Source organism: Streptomyces sp. NPDC014870 (assembly GCF_043081505.1).
In the GTDB taxonomy this organism is placed as follows: Bacteria; Actinomycetota; Actinomycetes; order Streptomycetales; family Streptomycetaceae; genus Streptomyces.
In genome coordinates this window covers 660,259-681,374 of record NZ_JBIBWQ010000003.1, presented here as the reverse complement: position 1 = coordinate 681,374, position 21,116 = coordinate 660,259, and the positions used below count along the sequence as shown (strand labels likewise).

Below are 21,116 nucleotides of genomic sequence, written 5' to 3'. Positions count from 1 at the left end.
CTGTCGATGCGATCCCGGCCGCGCCCTCGCACGGCCGAGATCGGTGATTCCTTCCGTCCGCGGAGTTCGCGGTCGGAATCACCGTGGCGCCATCCCGGAAATCGTGTGGATCTTGCTCAAAAACTGTGGATAACCCCGCCGATGTGAATATCCCCGTGCCCCATACCGGGGATGCCCGGAGAGCAGCCTGACCGCTACGCTGAGTAACGGAATGAGGGCATCAGGCCATCGCGGCCACCCGGCCGCGGAGAGGGGGAGAGATGAGGATCCGGCGGACGAAAACGCGTCCGGACATGCGACGACCCCCGCCGGGGGGGAGAGCGGGGGTCGTCTCTCCGGCCGACTCGGGGGGGGAGGAGCCGGACCGGGTTAGCACGGTCGCGAACGATCCGTGACTTCCATGGTGTACCCGAGAGCCTTCTCAGGCAAACCCACACGCCCGAGCGTACGCCGAATGGCGGCCACCTATGCTCGGCTCGTGGAAAACCACTCGATGCCGCGCACAGCCGCCTTCTTTGACCTGGACAAGACGGTCATTGCGAAGTCCTCGACGCTGACCTTCAGCAAGTCCTTCTACCAAGGCGGACTGATCAACCGCCGCGCCGTCCTGCGGACGGCCTACATCCAGTTCGTCTTCCTCGTGGGCGGCGCCGACCACGATCAGATGGAGCGGATGCGCGAATACCTTTCCGCGCTCTGCAAAGGCTGGAACGTCGCGCAGGTCAAGGAGCTCGTCGCCGAGACCCTGCACGAGCTGATCGACCCGATCATCTACGACGAGGCGGCGTCCCTCATCGAGGAGCACCACGCCGCCGGCCGGGACGTCGTGATCGTCTCGACGTCCGGCGCCGAAGTGGTCGAGCCGATCGGCGAGATGCTCGGCGCCGACCGCGTCGTCGCCACCCGGATGGTCGTCGGCGACGACGGCTGCTTCACCGGAGAGGTGGAGTACTACGCCTACGGACCCACCAAGGCGGAGGCGATCCACGAGCTCGCGGAGTCCGAGGGCTACGACCTCTCACGCTGTTACGCGTACAGCGACTCGGCGACCGACGTACCGATGCTGGAGTCCGTGGGCCACCCCTACGCGGTCAATCCCGACCGGACGCTCCGCCGTGAGGCGGTCGCCCGGGACTGGCCGATACTCTCCTTCGAGAAGCCGGTCCGGCTCAAGCAGCGACTGCCGGCGTTCCGGATGCCGCCGCGCCCCGCGCTCCTCGCGGCCGCCGCCGTGGGCGCGGCCGCCGCGACGGCCGGTCTCGTCTGGTACGCCAACCGGCGACGCCACGCCGCCCTTGCCGATCGCTTTGCCCGGATTTGAGGCGAAAGTAAAGAACTGGAGTCAGGACTTTCGCTTCCCACCCGACAGGAGTAGAAAGGAATCAGGCCCGCGAGACCTAGGACATCCGAGAGGATCACCTGTTGAGCAAGAAGGCCCCACGGACCACGCACAGAAGCTGAGCACCCACGCGACGTCGACCCGTCGATTACGGGCCAGCCGCACCAGGCGATGGGCAAAGTTCCCCGCCTGATGGGCACATATCGAGGACGCTTGGTAACTCGGCAGACGTGCCAGCGGCGGTACCAGGACTGGTACCGCCGCAACCCTTTGTCAGGGGTGATTCAGACCGCCTCCCCGCCGCGCCGGGGACAGCGCCAAGGACAGACCGGCCCCCGCCGGGGAACGCCTCAGGGAACGCCTCACGCCGCGCCGCGCTGCAGCGCCTCGCAGACCGCCGTCGACTCCCGGACCCCCAGCTCCACGGCCCGGCCGCAGTGCGCGATCCAGGCCGCCATGCCCTCCGGGGTCCCCGACAGGTACCCCTCGAACGCGGCGACGTACGCCGCACGACCCTGCTCCGCGTGCCCGACCTCCGCCGGGCAGATCGCCTTGGGGTCGAGCCCGCTGCCGATCAGCACGATCCGCTCGGCGGCTCGCGCGATCAGCCCGTTGTACGAGGTGAACGGGCGCAGCGCGAGCAGTTCGCCGTGGACCACGGCGGCCGTCACCAGCGCCGGGGCCGTACCACCCGCGATGATCAGCTCACTGAGTCCGTCGAGCCGCCCCGCGACCTCGGCGGGATCCGGCAGCGGCGCCTCGACCAGCGGCTCGTCCACCGCCTCGCCGAGCTGCCGCGGCCTGCCGACGGAGTCCCCGAAGTCGGGGGTGTCGCCGACCGCGACCAGGTGGAGCCGGGCGAGCACCCGCAGCGGGGACTGGCGCCAGATGGAGAGCAGCTGGCCCGCCTCCGCGCCGAGCCGCAGGGCCGCGCCCACCGTCCGCGCCTCGGCGTCGCCACCGAAGTCGGTACGCCGGCGGACCTCCTCCAGGGCCCAGTCGGCGCCGGAGAGCGCCGCCGAGCCGCGCGCCCCGCGCAGGGCGGCCTCGGAGGTGATCTCGTTGCTGCGGCGCCGCATGACGCGGTGCCCGTAGACCCGGTCGACGGCCTTGCGTACGGAGTCCACCGAGTCGGCGACGCCCGGCAGGGAGCCGAGGGCGGCCAGGGGGTCAGAGGCGTGCGTACTCATAAGTAGGGAGGCTACGCGCCTGCGACGCCCACCCCGGCCCGCCCCACCTTGGAGTGGTCTTCTTCACGGACCTTGACCACGTGACGCAGTCATGGCGCTACGCTTCGTGAACATGAAGATCGCTTTCGTAGGGAAGGGCGGCAGCGGCAAGACCACGCTGTCCTCGCTCTTCATCCGCCATCTGGCCGCCAATGAAGCCCCCGTCGTCGCGGTGGACGCCGACATCAACCAGCACCTCGGGGCCGCGCTCGGGCTCGACGAGGCCCAGTCGGCCGCGCTGCCCGCGATGGGCGCGCATCTGCCGATGATCAAGGAGTACCTGCGGGGCGAGAACCCGCGGATCGCCTCGGCGGACTCGATGATCAAGACGACCCCGCCCGGCGAGGGCTCGCGCCTGCTGCGGGTGCGCGAGGACAACCCGGTGTACGAGGCCTGCGCGCGGACGGTCCGGCTCGACGACGGCGACATCCGGCTGATGGCGACGGGCCCGTTCACCGAGTCGGACCTCGGGGTGGCCTGCTACCACTCCAAGGTGGGCGCGGTGGAGCTCTGCCTGAACCACCTGGTCGACGGGGTCGACGAGTACGTGGTCGTCGACATGACGGCCGGCTCGGACTCGTTCGCCTCGGGGATGTTCACCCGCTTCGACATGACCTTCCTGGTCGCCGAACCGACCCGCAAGGGGGTGTCGGTCTACCGCCAGTACAAGGAGTACGCCCGGGACTTCGGCGTCGCCCTGAAGGTCGTCGGCAACAAGGTGCAGGGCCGGGACGACGTGGACTTCCTGCGCGCCGAGGTGGGCGACGACCTGCTGGTGACGGTGGGCCACTCGGACTGGGTGCGCGCCATGGAGAAGGGCCGCCCCGCCCGCTTCGAGCTGCTGGAGGCCGACAACCGGATGGCGCTGCAGGCCCTCCAGGACGCCGCGGACGACTCGTACGAGCGGCGCGACTGGGAGCGGTACACGCGCCAGATGGTCCACTTCCACCTGCGGAACGCGGAGAGCTGGGGCAACGCCAAGACCGGGGTCGACCTGGCGGCGCAGGTCGACCCCGGTTTCGTACTCGGCGAGGAGCTTGCCGTGGCCCAGCCCGGCTGAGCGGCGGCCGCCCCGAGGGTGGGTCAGTCCTGTCCGGGCTTCCTCAGCGGCTCGGAGCCGGCCTGTGGTTCGGAGTCCGCCTGCGGCTCGGAGTCCGTCTGCGGCTCGGAGTCGGCCAGCGGGGCGGATCCGGCCAGCGGCTCGGAGCCCGTCATCGGCTTCGCCGGCGGAGCCAGCGGGTCCGAAGGGGCCTGCGGCTGCGAGGCCAGGAAGGTCGCCCAGCCGCCCTGCGGGGCCTCGCCGACCTTCAGGGTCCGCATCTTCTCGATGACGGCGGGGTCCTGGGCGTCGAGCCAGTCCGCGAGCTGCCGGAAGGACACGCACTTCACGTCCTTCTGCACGCAGACCGTGGCGATGGTCTCCTCGATGGCGCGCATGTACGTGCCGCCGTTCCAGGACTCGAAGTGGTTGCCGATCACGACCGGCGCCCGGTTGCCGTGGTACGAGCGATTGAAGGCCTGCACCAGACCGTCCCGCATCTGGTTGCCCCAGTACGCGTGCTGCGAGGGGTCGCCCTGGGTCGTGGTGCCCGACTGGTTGACCATGAAGTTGTAGTCCATCGAGAGCGTCTGGAACGCCCGGCCGGGCATCGGGACCAGGTGCATCGACAGGTCCCACAGGCCGTGGTCCTTCTTCGGCCAGATCTGGTCGTTGACGCCGCTGGTGTCGTAGCGGAAGCCCAGCTCGGACGCGGCCTTCACGAAGTTCTCGCGGCCCTCCAGGCAGGGCGTGCGGGCGCCGACCAGCTCCTTGTCGTAGTCGAACGGCAGGGGCTGCTCGGCGGTCAGGCCGGAGTTCGTCTTCCAGTTCTTCACGAAGGACTTGGCCTGACCGATCTCGCTCTTCCAGTCCTCGACCGACCAGGTCCCGACGCCGCTCTCCGGCCCGCAGAAGTGGCCGTTGAAGTGCGTGCCGACCTCGTTGCCCTCCTGCCAGGCGCCGCGCAGTTCGCGGACGGTGGCGCGGATGCCCTCGGTGTCGTTGAAGCCGATGTCGGAGCGGCCGGCCGCGTGGCCCGGCGGGTCGTAGAGCGTGCGCTTGTCCTCGGGCAGCAGGTACACGCCGCTGAGGAAGTAGGTCATGGTCGCGTTGTACTTCTTGCCCACCTCACGGAAGTGGGAGAAGAGCTTCTGGCTGTCCTCGCCCGCGCCGTCCCAGGAGAACACCACGAACTGCGGGGGCTGCTGCCCCGGCTTGAGCTTCTCCCAGACGGGCTGGCGCGGCTGCGCGCCGGTGAAGGCGGTGGAGCCGTCGCCGATCAGGCGCGGCGCGTTCGGCGCGGCGGCCGGGGCGGGCTTCTTCGCCCCGGGGGCGCCCTTCTCCTTCGGCGCCGACCCGGAGGGATCCGAGCAGCCGGCGAGGCCGGTCATCAGGGCGACGGCAAGGGCACCGACGCCGAGTGCCCTCCTGCGGACAGTGCGGACAGTGGTCCTTCTCCCGGCGGTCGACATCCGCCCACCTCTCCTCGGTTCCGTACGGGTACGAGCGGCGTCAACGTCGCACCACGGAGGCCGGAACGATGAAACGACAAGCGGAACGGCAACGGACTGTCACCCCAACCGGTGAATCATTGCCCTGTTTGCCCCGAAAATAATGCCGCAGTCTTTACTCTCCATTACGATCCATTTACTGAGCGTTGATGGTCGCCGTCGCCCTGCACGGCGTGTGTCGCCGCCCGGTCATCCCGCCACTGCACGCCGTGACCCACGGCCGCGACCCCCACGTTCGTCCCGCACGAGCCGCGACCGCGCTGCCCCGGAGAAGACGGGAACACATGACTCTCTGCCCACCCCTGCGCCGAACCCCCGACCAGCGACCGCACAGCCCGCCCGACGGCGGCCCCGCCCGCCGCTTCCGCATCGCCGGCGCCGACGTGTCCGCGTCGATCGCCGTCTTCCTGATCGCGCTGCCGCTCTCCCTCGGCATCGCGCTCGCCACCGGAGCCCCGCTCCAGGCCGGTCTCGTGGCCGCGGCCGTCGGCGGCATCGTCGCCGGGCGGTTCGGTGGCTCGCCGCTCCAGGTCAGCGGCCCCGCCGCGGGCCTCACGGTGGTCACCGCCGAGCTGATCCAGCGCTACGGCTGGCGCACCACCTGCGCCATCACCGTCCTCGCCGGCTTCGCCCAACTCGGCCTGTCCGCCCTGCGGGTGGCCCGCTCCGCCCTCGCGGTCTCCCCCGCGATCGTGCACGGCATGCTCGCCGGCATCGGCGTGACCATCGCCCTCGCGCAGCTCCACATCGTGCTCGGCGGCACCCCGCAGAGCTCCGCCGTGGACAACGTCGTCGGCCTGCCCTCGCAGGTGGCCGACGCGTACCCGGCCGCGCTGGTGATCAGCGCCCTCACGGTGTCCCTGCTCCTGCTGTGGCCACGCCTGCCGGGCCGTACGGGACGGCTGCTGCGGAAGGTCCCGGCCGCCCTCGCCGCCGTGGCCGCCGCGACGGTCGCCGCCACGCTCGCCGGGCTCGCCGCCCCCCGCGTCGACCTGCCCTCCTGGAGCAGTCACGCCCTGCCCGGACTCCCGGAGGGCCCCGTCCTCGGGATCGCGGCGGGCGTCCTCACGATCACGCTGGTCACCAGCGTGCAGTCGCTGCTCTCCGCGGTCGCCGTGGACAAGCTGGTGGCCGCCCGCGCGGACCACGGCCACGGCGTGCCCCGGTCCCGGCTCGACCGCGAACTGGCCGGCCAGGGAGCCGCGAACGTCGTCTCGGGCGCCCTCGGCGGGCTCCCGGTCGCCGGGGTCGCGGTGCGCAGTGTCGCCAACGTCTCGGCGGGCGCCGTGAGCCGCCACTCCACGATGCTGCACGGCCTGTGGATCGTGCTCGCCGCGCTCCTCCTGGTGCCGGTCCTCGACCTGATCCCGCTGCCCGCGCTCGCCGCGCTCGTCATGGTCGTCGGCATCCAGATGGTCAGCATCACGCACATCCGCAGCGTCACCCGCCACCGCGAAGTCCTGGTGTACGCCGTGACGCTCAGCGGGGTCGTCCTCGTCGGCATCCTCGAAGGCGTCGCGCTCGGGATCGCCGTGGCCACCGCGGTCGCCATGCACCGCCTCACCAAGACCCGGATCACCCGCGAGGAGCGGGACGGCCGACACCTGGTGCGCATCCGCGGGCAGTTGACGTTCCTCGCCGTTCCCCGGCTGAGCCGGGCTCTGCACCAACTGCCCCAAGGAGCCCGCGTCGTCGTCGAACTGGACGGGTCGTTCATGGACCACGCGGCGTACGAGACCCTGCACGACTGGCAGGCGAGCCAGGTGCGACTCGGCGGCGAGGTCGAGGTGACCGGCCCGTCCGGCGCCCGGATCGCCGAGCCCGACCCGGCCTCCCACGCCTGCTGCCGCCCCTGGACGCCCTGGCGCAACCACTGCGGCGGGCACCATCACCCCACCGACGAGACGCGCCGGGCGACGGGGCACCCGTCGGCGACCGACGACCGGCCGGGCACCGGGCACCAACTGGCGAGCGGCATCGGCAAGTTCCAGCGCAACACGGCGCCGCTCGTGCGCGACGAGCTCGCCCGGCTGGCCCGCGAGGGCCAGCGCCCCTCGCAGCTCTTCCTCACCTGCGCCGATTCCCGCCTGGTGACGAGCATGATCACTTCAAGCGGTCCCGGTGACCTGTTCACCGTGCGGAACGTGGGCAATCTCGTTCCGCTGCCCGGCGAGGAGAGCGGTGACGACTCGGTCGCGGCGGCGATCGAGTACGCGGTGGAGGTGCTGCGGGTCCAGTCGATCACCATCTGCGGACACTCCGGCTGCGGCGCCATGCAGGCCCTCCTGAACAGCGCGCCGGACGCCCCGCGGACCCCGCTGCGGCGCTGGCTGCGGCACGGGAAGCCCAGCCTGGAGCGGATGGCCAGCCGGCACCACGCCTGGGCCCGGATCTCTGGACGGCTGCCGGCCGACGCGGTGGAGCAGCTCTGCCTGACCAACGTGGTCCAGCAGTTGGAGCATCTGCGGGCGTACGAGTCGGTGGCGCGGCGGCTCGCCGAGGGCACGCTGACGCTGCACGGGATGTACTTCCACGTCGGCGAGGCCCAGGCGTACCTGCTGGCCGAGCCGGACGAGCAGCACCGCTACGAGGACGTCTTCGACCGGGTCGCACCGTCGGGACCGGTCGGACGCCCGGAGGGACCGGTCGGACGACCGGAGGGGCGGGCCGAGGAGGTGCTCGCGCGGACCGCCGACGGCGACCGGGTCGCCGCGTCCCGCGTCGACGACCTGACGGACGCCCGCGCGTCCTGAACCGTCCCGCCCGCGCGTCCGTGAGACTGGGTGGCCCCTTCGTCCTACCGCTCGGGACGGAGGGGCCACCGCGCATCCCGCCACCGCGCACCCACGTCGACTCACAGGTCTAAACCAATTGCCTGGAGGCTCTTGTCACCCGGCCCTCTGACTGATGAGCTATGACGCGGGACACATAGGCACATAGGACGCCCTGGGAAAGGGAGATGTCGTGAGCAACGAAAGCCTGGCCAACCTGCTCAAGGAGGAGCGGCGGTTCGCGCCGCCCGCCGAGCTGGCCGCGCACGCCAACGTGACGGCGGAGGCCTACGAGCAGGCCGCGGCGGACAGGCTTGGCTTCTGGGCCGAGCAGGCGAAGCGCCTCACCTGGGCCACCGAGCCGACCGAGACCCTCGACTGGTCGAACCCGCCGTTCGCCAAGTGGTTCGCCGACGGCACGCTGAACGTGGCGTACAACTGCGTGGACCGCCATGTCGAGGCCGGCCACGGCGACCGGGTCGCCATCCACTTCGAGGGCGAGCCGGGCGACGGCCGCGCCATCACCTACGCGCAGCTCAAGGACGAGGTCTCGCAGGCGGCCAACGCCCTGACCGAGCTGGGCGTCACCTCCGGCGACCGGGTCGCCATCTACCTGCCGATGATCCCCGAGGCCGTCGTCTCGATGCTGGCCTGCGCCCGCATCGGCGCCGCGCACTCCGTGGTCTTCGGCGGTTTCTCGGCCGACGCCATCGCCACCCGGGTGGCGGACGCCGACGCCAAGCTGGTGATCACCGCCGACGGCGGCTACCGCCGCGGCAAGCCCAGCGCCCTGAAGCCCGCCGTCGACGAGGCCCTCACCCGGGGTGCCGGCGTGGACAACGTCCTCGTGGTCCGGCGTACGGGCCAGGACGTCGCGTGGACCGAGGGCCGGGACGTCTGGTGGGACGACATCGTCGGCCGCCAGTCCACCGAGCACACCCCCGAGGCGTTCGACGCCGAGCACCCGCTCTTCATCCTCTACACCTCGGGGACGACGGGTAAGCCCAAGGGCATCCTGCACACCTCCGGCGGCTACCTCACCCAGGCGTCCTACACCCACCACGCCGTCTTCGACCTCAAGCCGGAGACCGACGTCTACTGGTGCACCGCCGACATCGGCTGGGTCACCGGGCACTCGTACATCACGTACGGGCCGCTCTCCAACGGCGCGACGCAGGTCATCTACGAGGGCACCCCGGACACCCCGCACCAGGGCCGGTTCTGGGAGATCGTCCAGAAGTACGGCGTCACGATCCTCTACACGGCGCCCACCGCGATCCGCACGTTCATGAAGTGGGGCGACGACATCCCCGCCAAGTTCGACCTGTCGAGCCTGCGCGTGCTCGGCTCGGTCGGCGAGCCGATCAACCCCGAGGCGTGGGTCTGGTACCGCGAGCACATCGGCGCCGGGAAGACCCCGATCGTGGACACCTGGTGGCAGACCGAGACCGGCGCGATGATGATCTCGCCGCTGCCCGGCGTCACCGAGACCAAGCCGGGCTCGGCCCAGCGCCCGCTCCCCGGCATCTCCGCGACCGTCGTCGACGACGAGGCCAACGAGGTCCCGAACGGGGGCGGCGGCTACCTGGTCCTGACCGAGCCGTGGCCGTCGATGCTCCGCACCATCTGGGGCGACGACCAGCGCTTCCTGGACACGTACTGGTCCCGCTTCGAGGGCAAGTACTTCGCCGGCGACGGCGCGAAGAAGGACGAGGACGGCGACATCTGGCTGCTGGGCCGGGTCGACGACGTCATGCTCGTCTCCGGGCACAACATCTCCACCACCGAGGTCGAGTCGGCGCTGGTCTCGCACCCGGCCGTCGCCGAGGCGGCGGTCGTGGGCGCGGCCGACGAGACGACCGGACAGGCGATCGTCGCCTTCGTGATCCTGCGCGGTACGGCGAGCGAGGACGAGAGCCTCGTCGCCGAGCTGCGCAACCACGTCGGTACGACGCTCGGCCCGATCGCGAAGCCGAAGCGGATCCTGCCGGTGGCCGAGCTGCCGAAGACCAGGTCCGGCAAGATCATGCGCCGTCTGCTGCGGGACGTGGCCGAGAACCGGGAGCTCGGCGATGTGACGACGCTCACGGACTCCTCCGTCATGGACCTCATCCAGACGAAGCTGCCGAGCGCGGCCAGCGAGGACTGAGCACCAACCCCCGCTTCCCGTAGGGCGCCCGCTCCAGACCACCTGGAGCGGGCGCCCTTTTGCCGCAGATGGCCCGCTTCACACCTCCATGTGCGTATTTGTCCCCAACGAGCCGGAGTGCGGCCTTGTACTTAAAGTGAAGATCACCGGACACAACCCTCGCTCGTTAGGTAAAGTAAAGATCGCGTCAGAGACGCGACAGAAAAACCTAGGTGCGCCGGGAAGTCTGGTCGGCATGTGCTTCGCCCTGCCTACCCGACCGGAGGTCGCCCACCGTGCCCGCGCCCGCACCCACCCGCACCGACCGTAAGTTCCTCGGCCGCCTGTCGCTGCCCGAGCGACGGTTCGTGGCCGACGCACTGCGCGCCGAGACCGTCGGTGGCGTGCTCCTGCTGGTGGCCGCCGTCGCCGCCCTCGTCTGGGCGAACACCGGCCTCAGCGACAGCTACGAAACAGTACGGAACTACCACATAGGCCCGGCCGCGCTCGGTCTGGACCTCTCGATCCAGCACTGGGCGGCCGACGGCCTCCTCGCGATCTTCTTCTTCGTCGCCGGTATCGAGCTCAAGCGTGAGCTGGTCGCGGGCGAGCTGCGCGACCCCAAGGCCGCCGCGCTCCCCGTCATCGCCGCCCTCTGCGGCATGGCCGTACCGGCGCTCGTCTACGTACTCACCAACCTCATCGGCGACGGCTCGATGCAGGGCTGGGCCGTGCCCACCGCAACGGACATCGCCTTCGCCCTCGCGGTCCTCGCCGTCATCGGCACCTCGCTGCCGTCCGCGCTCCGCGCGTTCCTGCTCACGCTCGCCGTCGTCGACGACCTCTTCGCCATCCTGATCATCGCTGTGTTCTTCACCGGCGACCTGAACTTCGCCGCCCTCGCCGGCGCCTTCGTCGGCCTCGCCGTCTTCTGGCTGCTGCTGCGCAAGGGCGTCCGCGGCTGGTACATCTACGTCCCGCTCGCCCTGGTCATCTGGGGCCTGATGTACAACAGCGGCATCCACGCCACCATCGCCGGTGTCGCCATGGGCCTGATGCTGCGCTGCACCAAGCACGAGGGCGAGGAGCACTCCCCCGGCGAGCACATCGAGCACCTGGTCCGGCCGCTCTCCGCGGGCGTCGCGGTGCCCCTGTTCGCGCTGTTCTCCGCGGGCGTCACCATCACCGGCAAGTCCATCGCCGAGGTCTCCACCAACCCCGTCACCCTCGGTGTGATCCTCGGCCTGGTCGTCGGCAAGGCCGTCGGCATCTTCGGCGGCACCTGGCTCGCCGCCCGCTTCACCCGCGCGGAGCTCAACAGCGACCTGGCCTGGCCGGACGTCTTCGCCGTCGCCTCCCTCGCCGGCATCGGCTTCACCGTCTCCCTGCTCATCGGCGAACTGGCCTTCGAGGGCGACCCGACGCTGACCGAAGAGGTCAAGGCGGCCGTCCTCATCGGCTCGCTCACCGCGGCCGTCCTCGCCACCATCCTGCTCAAGCTGCGCGTGCGGAAGTACGAGGCGCTGATGGCGGAGGAGGAGCGCGACGAGGACCAGGACGGCATCCCGGACATCTACGAGGAGGACAACCCCGAGTACCACCTCCGGATGGCCGCCATCTACGAGCGCAAGGCCGCCGAGCACCGAGAGCGCGCCCTATTGGCGGGGGCATCGCGCGATGACGGCGACAGTCCGGCATGATCTGAGGTCGGACCGTAGAAGAGAAGAGGGAGCAGCGATGAGCGACCCGGTCAACGGAGCCGAGCGCAGCCTCGGCCAGCTGGTCGCCTCGGCGACCGCCGAGATGTCCGCGCTGGTGCACGACGAGATCGCGCTGGCCAAGGCCGAAATCCGGCAGGACGTCAAGCGGGGCGCCATCGGCGGCGCGGCAGGCGTGACGGCCGCCACGGTGCTCCTCTTCTCGCTGCCGATGCTGAGCTTCGCGCTCGCGTACGGCATCAACGCCTGGACCGGCGGCCACAACGGCGAGGGCGGCTGGAACCTCGCCTGGTGCTTCCTGCTCTCCTTCGCGGCGAACGTGCTGCTCGCGAGCCTGCTCGGGCTGATCGCGTACGCCAAGTTCAAGAAGGTCAAGCCGCCGGAGAAGTCCATCGCCTCGGCCAAGCAGACCGCCGCGATCCTGCAGAACGCCAAGCCGCACCCCCGCCCCGAACAGGTGGCGCTGCCCGCCGCGGTCCAGGACAAGGTCGCGGCTGTGGGACGCTCGTCCACATGACCGTCCCCGAGAGCAGCAACGGCAGCGGCCCCGTCGGCAGCCCCGTCCGGATCGACGGTCCGTGGACCCACCGCGACGTGGCCGCCAACGGAGCGCGCTTCCACATCGCCGAGATGGGCGACGGGCCGCTGGTCCTGCTCCTGCACGGGTTCCCGCAGTTCTGGTGGACCTGGCGCCACCAGCTGCCCGCGCTCGCCGACGCCGGTTTCCGGGCCGTGGCCATGGACCTGAGGGGCGTCGGCGGCAGCGACCGCACGCCCCGGGGTTACGACCCCGCCAACCTGGCGCTCGACATCACCGGTGTCATCCGCTCGCTCGGCGAGCCGGACGCGGCGCTGGTCGGCCACGACCTGGGCGGCTACCTCGCCTGGACGGCGGCGGTCATGCGGCCCAAGCTGGTGCGCCGGCTCGCGGTCTCCTCGATGCCGCACCCGCGCCGCTGGCGCTCGGCGATGCTGTCGGACTTCGCGCAGTCCCGCGCCGGATCGTACGTGTGGGGCTTCCAGCGCCCGTGGCTGCCGGAACGTCAGCTCGTCGCGGACGAGGCGGCCCTGGTGGGCCGGCTGATCGAGGACTGGTCCGGCCCCGGCCTGCCCGACGAGGAGGCGGTCGCGGTCTACCGGCGGGCGATCTGCATCCCGTCGACGGCCCACTGCTCGATCGAGCCGTACCGGTGGATGGTGCGCTCCCTGGCGCGTCCCGACGGCATCCAGTTCAACCGGCGCATGAAGCGCCCGGTGCGGGTGCCCACGCTGCATGTGCACGGCTCCATGGACCCCGTGATGCGGACCCGCAGCGCGGCGGGATCGGGCCAGTACGTGGAGGCGCCGTACCGCTGGCGGCTCTTCGACGGCCTCGGGCACTTCCCCCACGAGGAGGACCCGGTGGCGTTCTCCACGGAGCTGATCAACTGGCTCAAGGACCCCGAGCCGGACCGCTGACACCCCGTCGGCACAGGGTCGGCGCACCGTCAGCACCCCGACGCCGTACGTCCGTTCCCCGAACGGCCATGTGCCCGGCGCATACTCCAATTGGCGGGCCCCGGGGCGGTTACCGACCTTGGGGCACGGGCAGACGTCGAGGTATGGGCTGGACGCACGACTTCGGTGACACAGCACGCAACCGCCGCTCGGCCGCTGGGCCGGGCTCACACGAGAGGAGCGGCCCACAGGAACAGGGCCGCTCGCATCCCGTGCAGGAGATCGGGATCCCGCGCATCCTGCGCCGCCGGGCCCGCTGGGTCTCGGCCCGGCTCAGGCACACCCGGGACTGAGTCGGTCACATCCGGGACCGAGTCGGGCACGCCCGGGACTCGGCCCCGGCGCACCGCCCCCGCCTACGCCGCCTGTTACAGCGCACACCCCTGGCTGTCGACCTGCTGGGTCGCCGCGCGACCCTGGACGATGTCCTCGCGGATCTCGTCGACCGTCAGCGCGTAGCCGGTGTTCTTGTCGTCGAGGGAGCGGGCGAAGATCACACCGGACACCTTGCCGTCCTCGGTGAGCAGCGGGCCGCCGGAGTTGCCCTGACGGACCGTCGCGTACAGGGAGTACACGTCCCTGCGCACCTCGCCGCGGTGGTAGATGTCCGGGCCCTGGGCGTTGATACGGCCCCGGACGCGCGCCGAACGGACGTCGTACGAGCCGTTCTCGGGGAAGCCCGCGACGATCGCGCTGTCGCCGCTGCGGGCGTCCTCGTCGGTGAACTGCAGGGGCCTGACGTTCAGGTTCGGCACGTCCAGGACGGCGATGTCGCGCTGCCAGTCGTAGAGGACGACCTTCGCGTCGTACAGCTTGCCCTCGCCGCCGATCTGGACCGTCGGCTCGTCGACGCCGCCGACCACATGGGCGTTGGTCATGACCCGGCGCTCGTCGAAGACGAAGCCGGTGCCTTCGAGGACCTTGCCGCAGCTCGGGGCCGTACCGACGACCTTGACGATGGCGCGCTTGGCCTGGGCCGCGACCGGGCTGCCGGCGAGTGCCGGGTCCGGCGGGCGGACCGCGGTGATGGGCTCGTTGGCGAACGGGCTGAAGACCTGCGGGAAACCGTTCTGCGCGAGCGTCGAGGTGAAGTTGGTGAACCAGGTGGACGCCTGATCGGGCATCACCTGCTCCACCCCGAGCAGCACCTTGGAGCTGCGGACCTCCTTGCCGAGCGTGGGCATCGAGGTGCCGGCGAGGGCGGAGCCGAGCAGCCAGGCCACCAGGAGCATGGCGACCACGTTGACCAGCGCGCCGCCGGTGGCGTCCAGGGCGCGCGCGGGGGACCAGGTGATGTGGCGGCGCAGCTTGTTCCCGAGGTGGGTGGTGAAGGCCTGGCCGACCGACGCGCAGACGATCACCACGACCACGAAGACGACGGTCGCCGTGGTCGAGACCTCGGAGTTGTCCGTCAGCTGGTCCCAGATGATCGGGAGCAGCAGGACGGCGACGAGACCGCCGCCGAGAAAGCCGATGACCGACAGGATGCCGACCACGAAGCCCTGGCGGTAGCCGATGATCGCGAACCACACGGCGGCGAGCAGCAGCAGGATGTCCAGCACGTTCACCGTCAATAGCCTCGCAGTTCCGTCTTCGGTCGCCCCAGCCCAGGGTCGCCCCAGCTCCGGGTCGGTCCGTTCCTGGGTCAGCCTGTCATGACCGCCAGTCGAGCGGGACCTGCTTGGCCCGGTCCCACGGCCGCTCCCAGCCGGAGTAGTGCAGTAGCCGGTCGATCACTCCGGCGGTAAAACCCCAGACCAGGGCAGATGCGACAAGGAAGGCGGGGCCCGCGTGGCCGCTCGGGTGGATGGCGGTCGCGCGGTTCGCGGGGTCCGTGAGATCCGCCACGGGCACGGTGAAGACCCGGGCGGTCTCTGCGGGGTCGACGACCCCGACCGGGCTGGGGGTGCGCCACCAGCCGAGGACGGGGGTGACGACGAAGCCGCTGACCGGGATGTAGAGCTGGGGCAGGACGCCGAAGAGCTGCACGCCGGCCGGGTCGAGGCCGGTCTCCTCCTCGGCCTCGCGCAGGGCGGCCCGCAGCAGGCCCCCGTCGGCCGGGTCGCCGTCCTCGGGGTCCAGGGCGCCGCCGGGGAAGGAGGGCTGGCCCGCGTGCGAGCGGAGCGAGCCCGAGCGCTCCATGAGCAGCAGCTCGGGGCCGCGCTCCCCGTCGCCGAACAGGATCAGGACGGCGGACTGCCGTCCGGCGCCGCTCGCGGGCGGCAGGAAGCGGCTGAGCTGCTCGGGCCGGACGCCGCGCGCGGCCCGGTCGACGGGGCCCAGCCAGTCGGGCAGCCCGTCCCGGCGCACCAGGCCGCCGGCGCCCACGCCCGGTGGCATGCCGTCGGTCTCTTCCGTCTCTTCGTCCGTGCGCGTCATAGGCAGGCACCCCCGTGATTCACAACGCGATCCGTGCGCCGGTTCGTTCCCCGGCCAGGTCTCACTCGGCGCCCGGGGCCACGCCGGTGGCGGGGGCGGCCGGTCGGCCGGGGTAGTCCGGCGGCGGGCTGAGGCGCTGGCCCGGATAGCCGCCCTTCTCGTACTTCAGGAGCTTCTTCGCCTTCTCCGGGTCCGTCTCGCCCTCGCCGTACGCCGGGCAGAGCGGGGCGATCGGGCAGGCGCCGCAGGCCGGCTTGCGGGCGTGGCAGATGCGGCGGCCGTGGAAGATCACCCGGTGCGAGAGCATCGTCCACTCGCTCTTCGGGAAGATCTCGGCGACCTCGGCCTCGATCTTGACCGGGTCGTCGCTCTCGGTCCACTTCCAGCGGCGGGCGAGGCGCATGAAGTGGGTGTCGACGGTGATCCCGGGCACCCCGAAGGCGTTGCCGAGGACGACGAAGGCGGTCTTGCGGCCCACCCCGGGCAGTTTGACCAGGTCGTCGAGGCGGCCGGGGACCTCGCCGCCGAAGTCGTCCCTGAGGGCGGCCGCGAGGCCCATGATCGACTTGGTCTTCGCACGGAAGAAGCCGGTGGGCCTGATCAGTTCCTCGACCTCCTCGGGCACGGCGGCGGCCAGGTCCTCGGGCGTCGGGTACGCGGCGAAGAGCGCGGGGGTGGTCTGGTTGACCCGCAGGTCCGTGGTCTGGGCGGAGAGGACCGTCGCGACGAGCAGCTCGAAGGGGTTCCGGAAGTCCAGCTCGGGGTGGGCGTACGGAAAGACCTCGGCCAGCTCCCGGTTGATCTTCCGGGCCCGGCGGACCATCCCGAGCCGGGATTCCGGTTTCGCGGCCTTGGGGGCGGCCGTCTTCGGGGCGGTCTTCGCGCCCGCCTTCCCGCCGGCCGCCTTCGGGCCCGCCTTCGCCGTGCTCTTCGCGGGCTTCCGGTCGGGCTTCCGGTCGGGCTCTGGGGCAGCCTCTGTCGTGCGTTTAGCGGCATTTGTCCGCTTCGGCGCACCCTGTTCGCCCACAGCGGAATTACCCTTCGCGGACACTCTTCCAGCCCCCTTGGCCTGCGCTCTCACCGGCGAGTTGGACACCCGGCCAGCCTAAGGGCCGCCACTGACATCCGCCCCGGGCACGACCGATGAGGACCCAATCGGGGCCCTGACGTACGGACGGGCGGTTCGGTACGTCAAACTTGTTGTGATTGATCGCACTGTTTTGTGCGTCCGGCATCATGGGATCAAGGTCCCCTGAGCAGGTCGACATAGGAGAGAACTCGTGGACGACGTTCTGCGGCGCGCCCCGCTCTTCGCGGCGCTCGATGACGAGCAGGCCGCGGAGCTGCGCGCCTCGATGAGTGAAGCGACGCTCGCCCGTGGCGACGCGCTCTTCCACGAGGGAGACCCCGGCGACCGCCTGTACGTGGTCACCGAGGGCAAGGTGAAGCTCCACCGCACGTCCCCCGACGGCCGCGAGAACATGCTCGCCGTCCTCGGCCCCGGCGAGCTGATCGGCGAGCTGTCCCTCTTCGACCCGGGCCCGCGCACCGCCACCGCGACCGCGCTGACCGAGGTCAAGCTGCTCGGCCTCGGCCACGGCGACCTCCAGCCCTGGCTGAACGCCCGCCCCGAGGTGGCCACCGCCCTGCTGCGCGCGGTCGCCCGCCGGCTCCGCAAGACCAACGACCAGATGTCCGACCTGGTCTTCTCCGACGTGCCGGGCCGCGTCGCCCGCGCGCTCCTCGACCTGTCGCGCCGCTTCGGCGTGCAGTCCGAGGAGGGCATCCACGTCGTCCACGACCTCACCCAGGAGGAGCTGGCCCAGCTGGTGGGCGCCTCCCGCGAGACGGTCAACAAGGCCCTCGCGGACTTCGCCCAGCGCGGCTGGCTGCGCCTGGAGGCCCGCGCCGTGATCCTGCTGGACGTGGAGCGGCTCGCGAAGCGCTCGCGGTAACCCTCCCGTACGGACGAGAAGGCCGCCCCGGTCAGGAACCGGGGCGGCCTTCTCGCATAGGGACCCGTAAGGACCCGTCGAGACCCGTAAGGACCCGTCAGGAGTGACGGGTGACTAGCGCTTCGAACCGTCCACGATCACCGGGGTGCCCGTGCCGCTGCCGCACGGGACCGCGTACACCGGGTTCTTCGCCGCGGCCTCCTTGTACGCGTCGATGCACTGGTTCGCCAGGACCTTGTCGGTCAGCGACTCGTTGAGGATCTTGTTGGCGCGGGCGATGCCCTCGGCCTCGATACGGCGCCGGTCCGCCTCGGCCTTGGCGGTGCGGGCCGCCTCGGTGGCGCGCTCGGTCGCCTGCTGCTGCTGGATCTTGCGGTCGATCTGGGTCTGCAGCGCCGCCGAGGGCTTCACGTTGCGCAGGTTGACGGCGGTGACGTCGATCCCGCGCGGGGCGAGGCGCTCCTTGATGAGCGCGCCGATCTCGGCGTTGATCTTCTCGCGGTCGCTCGCGTAGCCCTGCTCGCTCGTGTAGCGGGCGAAGACGTTACGGACGATCTCCCGGCTGTCCGGGTAGACGAGCCGCGTCTGGATCGACTCCTCGCTGCCCGCGAGCCGGTACAGCTCCACGGCCTTGGCGGGCGTGACCGCCCACTTCACGGTCACCTCGACCTCCATCACGCCACCCTGCGAGGAACGGACCTCGACCACGTCCTTGTCGGAGAGGTTGAGGTCGACCGGGCGGGTGGAGAAGGTCGTGACATCGGTGAACGGCGACTTGACGTGCATGCCCGAGGTCATCGGCTGGCCCACCTTGCCGAAGGCGACCGGGACACCGACCTCGTACGCGCTGACGACGTACGTCATGGAGGCGACGAGCGAGAACGCGCCGGCGAGGACCGCACCGACCGCGCCCAGCTTCAGCCCCTTCGAGTCGTTGGACCGGCCGACGAAGAACAGCACGACCGCTGCGACGAGCAGCAGAATCGATATGACGAACACAGGCTTTCCCCCCGAGGACTACGGTCAAAAGGTAAGCGGAGCGTAAAGCACGCTCCGGGCGCCGCGCGCCCTCGGGGGTGGATGGGGCGAGCGGTCAGATCAGACCGTGCTCCCGCAGGTACTCCAGCTGCGCCCGCACGGAGAGTTCGGCGGCCGGCCACAGCGAGCGGTCCACGTCCGCGTACACGTGGGCGACCACCTCCGACGGCGTCCGGTGACCGTTCTCGACCGCCGTCTCCACCTGGGCGAGCCGTCCCGCGCGGTGCGCGAGGTAGAACTCCACGGCGCCCTGGGCGTCCTCCAGGACCGGCCCGTGGCCCGGCAGCACGGTGTGCACCCCGTCGTCGACGGTGAGCGAACGCAGCCGGCGCAGCGAGTCCAGATAGTCGCCGAGCCGCCCGTCGGGGTGGGCGACGATCGTCGTGCCGCGCCCCAGGATCGTGTCGCCGGTCAGGACCGCCCGGTCGGCGGGCAGATGGAAGGAGAGCGAGTCCGAGGTGTGGCCGGGCGTCGGTACGACGCGCAGCTCCAGGCCGCCGACGGTGATGACGTCCCCCGCGCCGAGACCCTCGTCGCCGAGGCGCAGCGCCGGGTCCAGGGCGCGCACCCGCGTACCGGTCAGCTCGGCGAACCGGCCGGCGCCCTCGGCGTGATCGGGGTGGCCGTGCGTGAGGAGGGTGAGCGCGACCCGCTTGCCCAGCTTCTCGGCGGTCGCGACGACATGGTGGAGGTGGCCGTCGTCGAGCGGGCCCGGGTCGATGACGACGGCCAGGTCGGAGTCGGGCTCGGAGACGATCCAGGTGTTGGTGCCGTCGAGGGTCATCGCGGACGGGTTGGGCGCGAGGACGTTGACGGTACGGGCGGTCGCGGGACCGGACAGCACCCCGCCCCGCGGCTGCCCCGGCAGCGAACCGGCGGCGGTCACCGCGCACCTCCGCTCTCCGGAGCGGGCCCCGTCGGGATGTGCTTGGTGAACTCCTCGTGGCCCGGCCAGCTCAGGATCAGCTCGTCCCCTTCGAGGCGGGCCTGCGCGAGTACGGGGGTCAGGTCCTGGTCCACGGCGGCGGCCAGCGCCCCGGCGGCCGTACCGAAGCGTTCGAGGCCGCGCAGGGTCGAGATCGTCGGCGGCATCATCGTCAGCTCGCCCCGGTCGTAGCCGGCCGCGCCGTCGGCCGGGCGGATCCAGACCGTGCGGTCCGCCTCCGTCGAGACGTCCCGGGTGCGCTGGCCGGCCGGCAGGGCGGCCACGAAGAACCAGGTGTCGTACCGCCGGGACTCGAACTCGGGCGTGATCCAGCGCGCCCACGCGCCGAGCAGGTCCGAGCGCAGGACGAGCCCGCGCCGGTCCAGGAAGTCGGCGAAGGACAGCTCGCGGGCGACCAGCGCCTCGCGGTCCTTCTCCCAGTCCTCCCCCGTCGTGTCGTCGACGACGGAGTCCGCGGTCTCCCCGGCGAGGAGGACGCCCGCCTCCTCGAAGGTCTCGCGCACGGCCGCGCAGACGATCGCCTGCGCCTCCTGGGTACCCGTGACACCGAGTCGCCCGGCCCAGCTCTCCAGGGAGGGCCCGGCCCAGCGCACCGGGTGCTCGTCGCGCGGGTCGACCCCGCCACCGGGGTACGCGTACGCGCCGCCCGCGAAGGCCATGGACGTGCGCCGCCGCAGCATGTGGACGTGCGGCCCGTCGGCGGCGTCGCGCAGCAGCAGGACGGTCGCCGCCCGCCTGGGGGCCGCGGGCGTGAGCTCGCCCGCCGCGAGGGCGCGGATGCGGTCGGGCCATTCCGGTGGGTACCACTGACCATTCGGCATGGCCGGATGGTATGCGCAACTACCGTGATGCACGAGAGCCGATTCCCCCTGCGCGGGAGAACCGGCTCTTGACGGACGTACGGGCGGTCAGGCCTCGGCCAGCTCCACCTGGACCTCGACCTCGACCGGGGCGTCGAGCGGGAGGACCGCCACACCGACGGCGCTGCGCGCGTGCACGCCCTTGTCGCCGAGGACCGCGCCGAGCAGCTCGCTGGCGCCGTTGATGACGCCGGGCTGGCCGGTGAAGTCGGCGGCCGAGGCGACGAAGCCGACGACCTTCACGACCCGCTTGATCCGGTCCAGGTCACCGGCGACCGACTTCACGGCCGCGAGGGCGTTCAGCGCGCAGGTGGCGGCGAGCTGCTTGGCCTCCTCGGCGGTGACCTCGGCGCCGACCTTGCCGGTCACCGGAAGCTTGCCCTGCACCATCGGGAGCTGGCCCGAGGTGTAGACGTACACGCCCGACTGCACGGCCGGCTGGTAGGCGGCCAGCGGAGGCACGACCTCCGGCAGGGTCAGGCCCAGTTCGGCGAGCTTCGCCTCGACGGTGCCGGTCCCGTTCGCGGCGCCGCTCATCAGGACTTCTCCCGCTTCAGGTAGGCCACGAGCTGCTCGGGGTTGTTCGGGCCGGGAACGACCTGGACGAGCTCCCACCCGTCCTCGCCCCAGGTGTCCAGAATCTGCTTCGTCGCGTGCACGAGAAGGGGCACGGTCGCGTATTCCCACTTGGTCATGGAGCCGACTG

Annotated in this window: 19 protein-coding genes; 9 read left to right on the top strand and 10 right to left on the bottom strand. The window is 71.2% G+C overall.

Features of this window, described 5'->3' with window-relative positions; genetic code table 11:
• The first annotated feature begins 454 nt into the window (after positions 1-454).
• On the top strand, positions 455-1,321 hold the full coding sequence (locus ACF09C_RS11855) for an HAD family hydrolase (RefSeq protein WP_392091219.1): 867 nt from the start codon (positions 455-457) through the stop codon (positions 1,319-1,321).
• 380 nt (positions 1,322-1,701) lie between these two features.
• On the opposite strand, the gene ACF09C_RS11850 is transcribed toward ACF09C_RS11855, so the two are convergent.
• Positions 1,702-2,529, bottom strand: coding sequence for an oxidoreductase (locus ACF09C_RS11850; protein ID WP_392091218.1), 828 nt, complete (start codon positions 2,527-2,529; stop codon positions 1,702-1,704).
• A 112-nt stretch (positions 2,530-2,641) separates the two neighbouring features.
• Here ACF09C_RS11850 and ACF09C_RS11845 point away from each other — a divergent pair, with 112 nt between their 5' ends.
• The gene (locus ACF09C_RS11845) at positions 2,642-3,628 is read left to right on the top strand and encodes an ATP-binding protein (RefSeq protein ID WP_392091217.1); all 987 of its coding nucleotides are present in this window, start codon (positions 2,642-2,644) and stop codon (positions 3,626-3,628) included.
• 23 nt (positions 3,629-3,651) lie between these two features.
• Here the strand turns inward: ACF09C_RS11845 and ACF09C_RS11840 are convergent, their stop codons facing one another.
• Positions 3,652-5,079 (bottom strand): hypothetical protein, encoded by a 1,428-nt coding sequence (locus tag ACF09C_RS11840; RefSeq protein ID WP_392091216.1) that lies wholly within the window; start codon positions 5,077-5,079, stop codon positions 3,652-3,654.
• Between the two features lie 323 nt (positions 5,080-5,402).
• Here ACF09C_RS11840 and ACF09C_RS11835 point away from each other — a divergent pair, with 323 nt between their 5' ends.
• The 6 genes from ACF09C_RS11835 (at position 5,403) to ACF09C_RS11810 (ending at position 13,525) form a co-directional block, all read left to right on the top strand.
• Positions 5,403-7,871, top strand: coding sequence for a bifunctional SulP family inorganic anion transporter/carbonic anhydrase (locus ACF09C_RS11835; protein WP_392091215.1), 2,469 nt, complete (start codon positions 5,403-5,405; stop codon positions 7,869-7,871).
• A 211-nt stretch (positions 7,872-8,082) separates the two neighbouring features.
• On the top strand, positions 8,083-10,038 hold the full coding sequence (gene acs / locus ACF09C_RS11830) for an acetate--CoA ligase (protein WP_392091214.1): 1,956 nt from the start codon (positions 8,083-8,085) through the stop codon (positions 10,036-10,038).
• 275 nt (positions 10,039-10,313) lie between these two features.
• Positions 10,314-11,717, top strand: a complete 1,404-nt coding sequence (gene nhaA / locus ACF09C_RS11825; RefSeq protein ID WP_392091213.1) for a Na+/H+ antiporter NhaA — start codon at positions 10,314-10,316, stop codon at positions 11,715-11,717.
• A gap of 37 nt (positions 11,718-11,754) precedes the next feature.
• Positions 11,755-12,252: a phage holin family protein gene (locus tag ACF09C_RS11820; protein ID WP_392091212.1), complete on the top strand. Its 498-nt coding sequence runs from the start codon at positions 11,755-11,757 to the stop codon at positions 12,250-12,252.
• Positions 12,249-13,193, top strand: coding sequence for an alpha/beta fold hydrolase (locus ACF09C_RS11815; RefSeq protein ID WP_392091211.1), 945 nt, complete (start codon positions 12,249-12,251; stop codon positions 13,191-13,193). The genes ACF09C_RS11820 and ACF09C_RS11815 overlap by 4 nt, the downstream gene beginning before the upstream one ends.
• Before the next feature lie 143 nt (positions 13,194-13,336).
• Complete coding sequence (locus tag ACF09C_RS11810; protein WP_362005960.1) at positions 13,337-13,525, top strand: hypothetical protein; 189 nt, start codon at positions 13,337-13,339, stop codon at positions 13,523-13,525.
• A 75-nt stretch (positions 13,526-13,600) separates the two neighbouring features.
• Here the strand turns inward: ACF09C_RS11810 and ACF09C_RS11805 are convergent, their stop codons facing one another.
• The 3 genes from ACF09C_RS11805 to nth all read right to left on the bottom strand — a co-directional run bounded on the left by ACF09C_RS11805 (position 13,601) and on the right by nth (position 16,638).
• Positions 13,601-14,800 carry a MarP family serine protease gene (locus ACF09C_RS11805; protein WP_392091209.1) on the bottom strand — a complete coding sequence of 400 codons (1,200 nt, stop codon included), beginning with the start codon at positions 14,798-14,800 and terminating at the stop codon, positions 13,601-13,603.
• Between the two features lie 85 nt (positions 14,801-14,885).
• Positions 14,886-15,572 (bottom strand): NUDIX hydrolase, encoded by a 687-nt coding sequence (locus tag ACF09C_RS11800; protein WP_392091422.1) that lies wholly within the window; start codon positions 15,570-15,572, stop codon positions 14,886-14,888.
• Between the two features lie 100 nt (positions 15,573-15,672).
• A complete protein-coding gene (gene nth, locus ACF09C_RS11795) occupies positions 15,673-16,638 on the bottom strand; it encodes an endonuclease III (RefSeq protein WP_392091207.1) in 966 nt (321 codons plus the stop codon).
• Positions 16,639-16,891: 253 nt separating this feature from the next.
• Between nth and ACF09C_RS11790 the strand changes: the two genes are divergently transcribed.
• Entirely contained in the window at positions 16,892-17,566 is a 675-nt protein-coding gene (locus ACF09C_RS11790) for a Crp/Fnr family transcriptional regulator (protein WP_015034542.1), read from the top strand.
• A 114-nt stretch (positions 17,567-17,680) separates the two neighbouring features.
• On the opposite strand, the gene ACF09C_RS11785 is transcribed toward ACF09C_RS11790, so the two are convergent.
• From ACF09C_RS11785 to ACF09C_RS11765, 5 genes are all read right to left on the bottom strand, one after another.
• A complete protein-coding gene (locus ACF09C_RS11785) occupies positions 17,681-18,565 on the bottom strand; it encodes a prohibitin family protein (RefSeq protein WP_392091206.1) in 885 nt (294 codons plus the stop codon).
• A 94-nt stretch (positions 18,566-18,659) separates the two neighbouring features.
• The gene (locus ACF09C_RS11780) at positions 18,660-19,490 is read right to left on the bottom strand and encodes an MBL fold metallo-hydrolase (RefSeq protein WP_362414897.1); all 831 of its coding nucleotides are present in this window, start codon (positions 19,488-19,490) and stop codon (positions 18,660-18,662) included.
• Positions 19,487-20,371: an NUDIX hydrolase gene (locus ACF09C_RS11775; protein WP_392091205.1), complete on the bottom strand. Its 885-nt coding sequence runs from the start codon at positions 20,369-20,371 to the stop codon at positions 19,487-19,489. Before ACF09C_RS11775 ends, ACF09C_RS11780 begins: the two co-directional genes overlap by 4 nt.
• Before the next feature lie 87 nt (positions 20,372-20,458).
• On the bottom strand, positions 20,459-20,947 hold the full coding sequence (locus ACF09C_RS11770) for a RidA family protein (protein WP_392091204.1): 489 nt from the start codon (positions 20,945-20,947) through the stop codon (positions 20,459-20,461).
• Positions 20,947-21,105: a DUF4177 domain-containing protein gene (locus ACF09C_RS11765; protein WP_017947820.1), complete on the bottom strand. Its 159-nt coding sequence runs from the start codon at positions 21,103-21,105 to the stop codon at positions 20,947-20,949. The genes ACF09C_RS11770 and ACF09C_RS11765 overlap by 1 nt, the downstream gene beginning before the upstream one ends.
• Positions 21,106-21,116 lie beyond the last annotated feature (11 nt).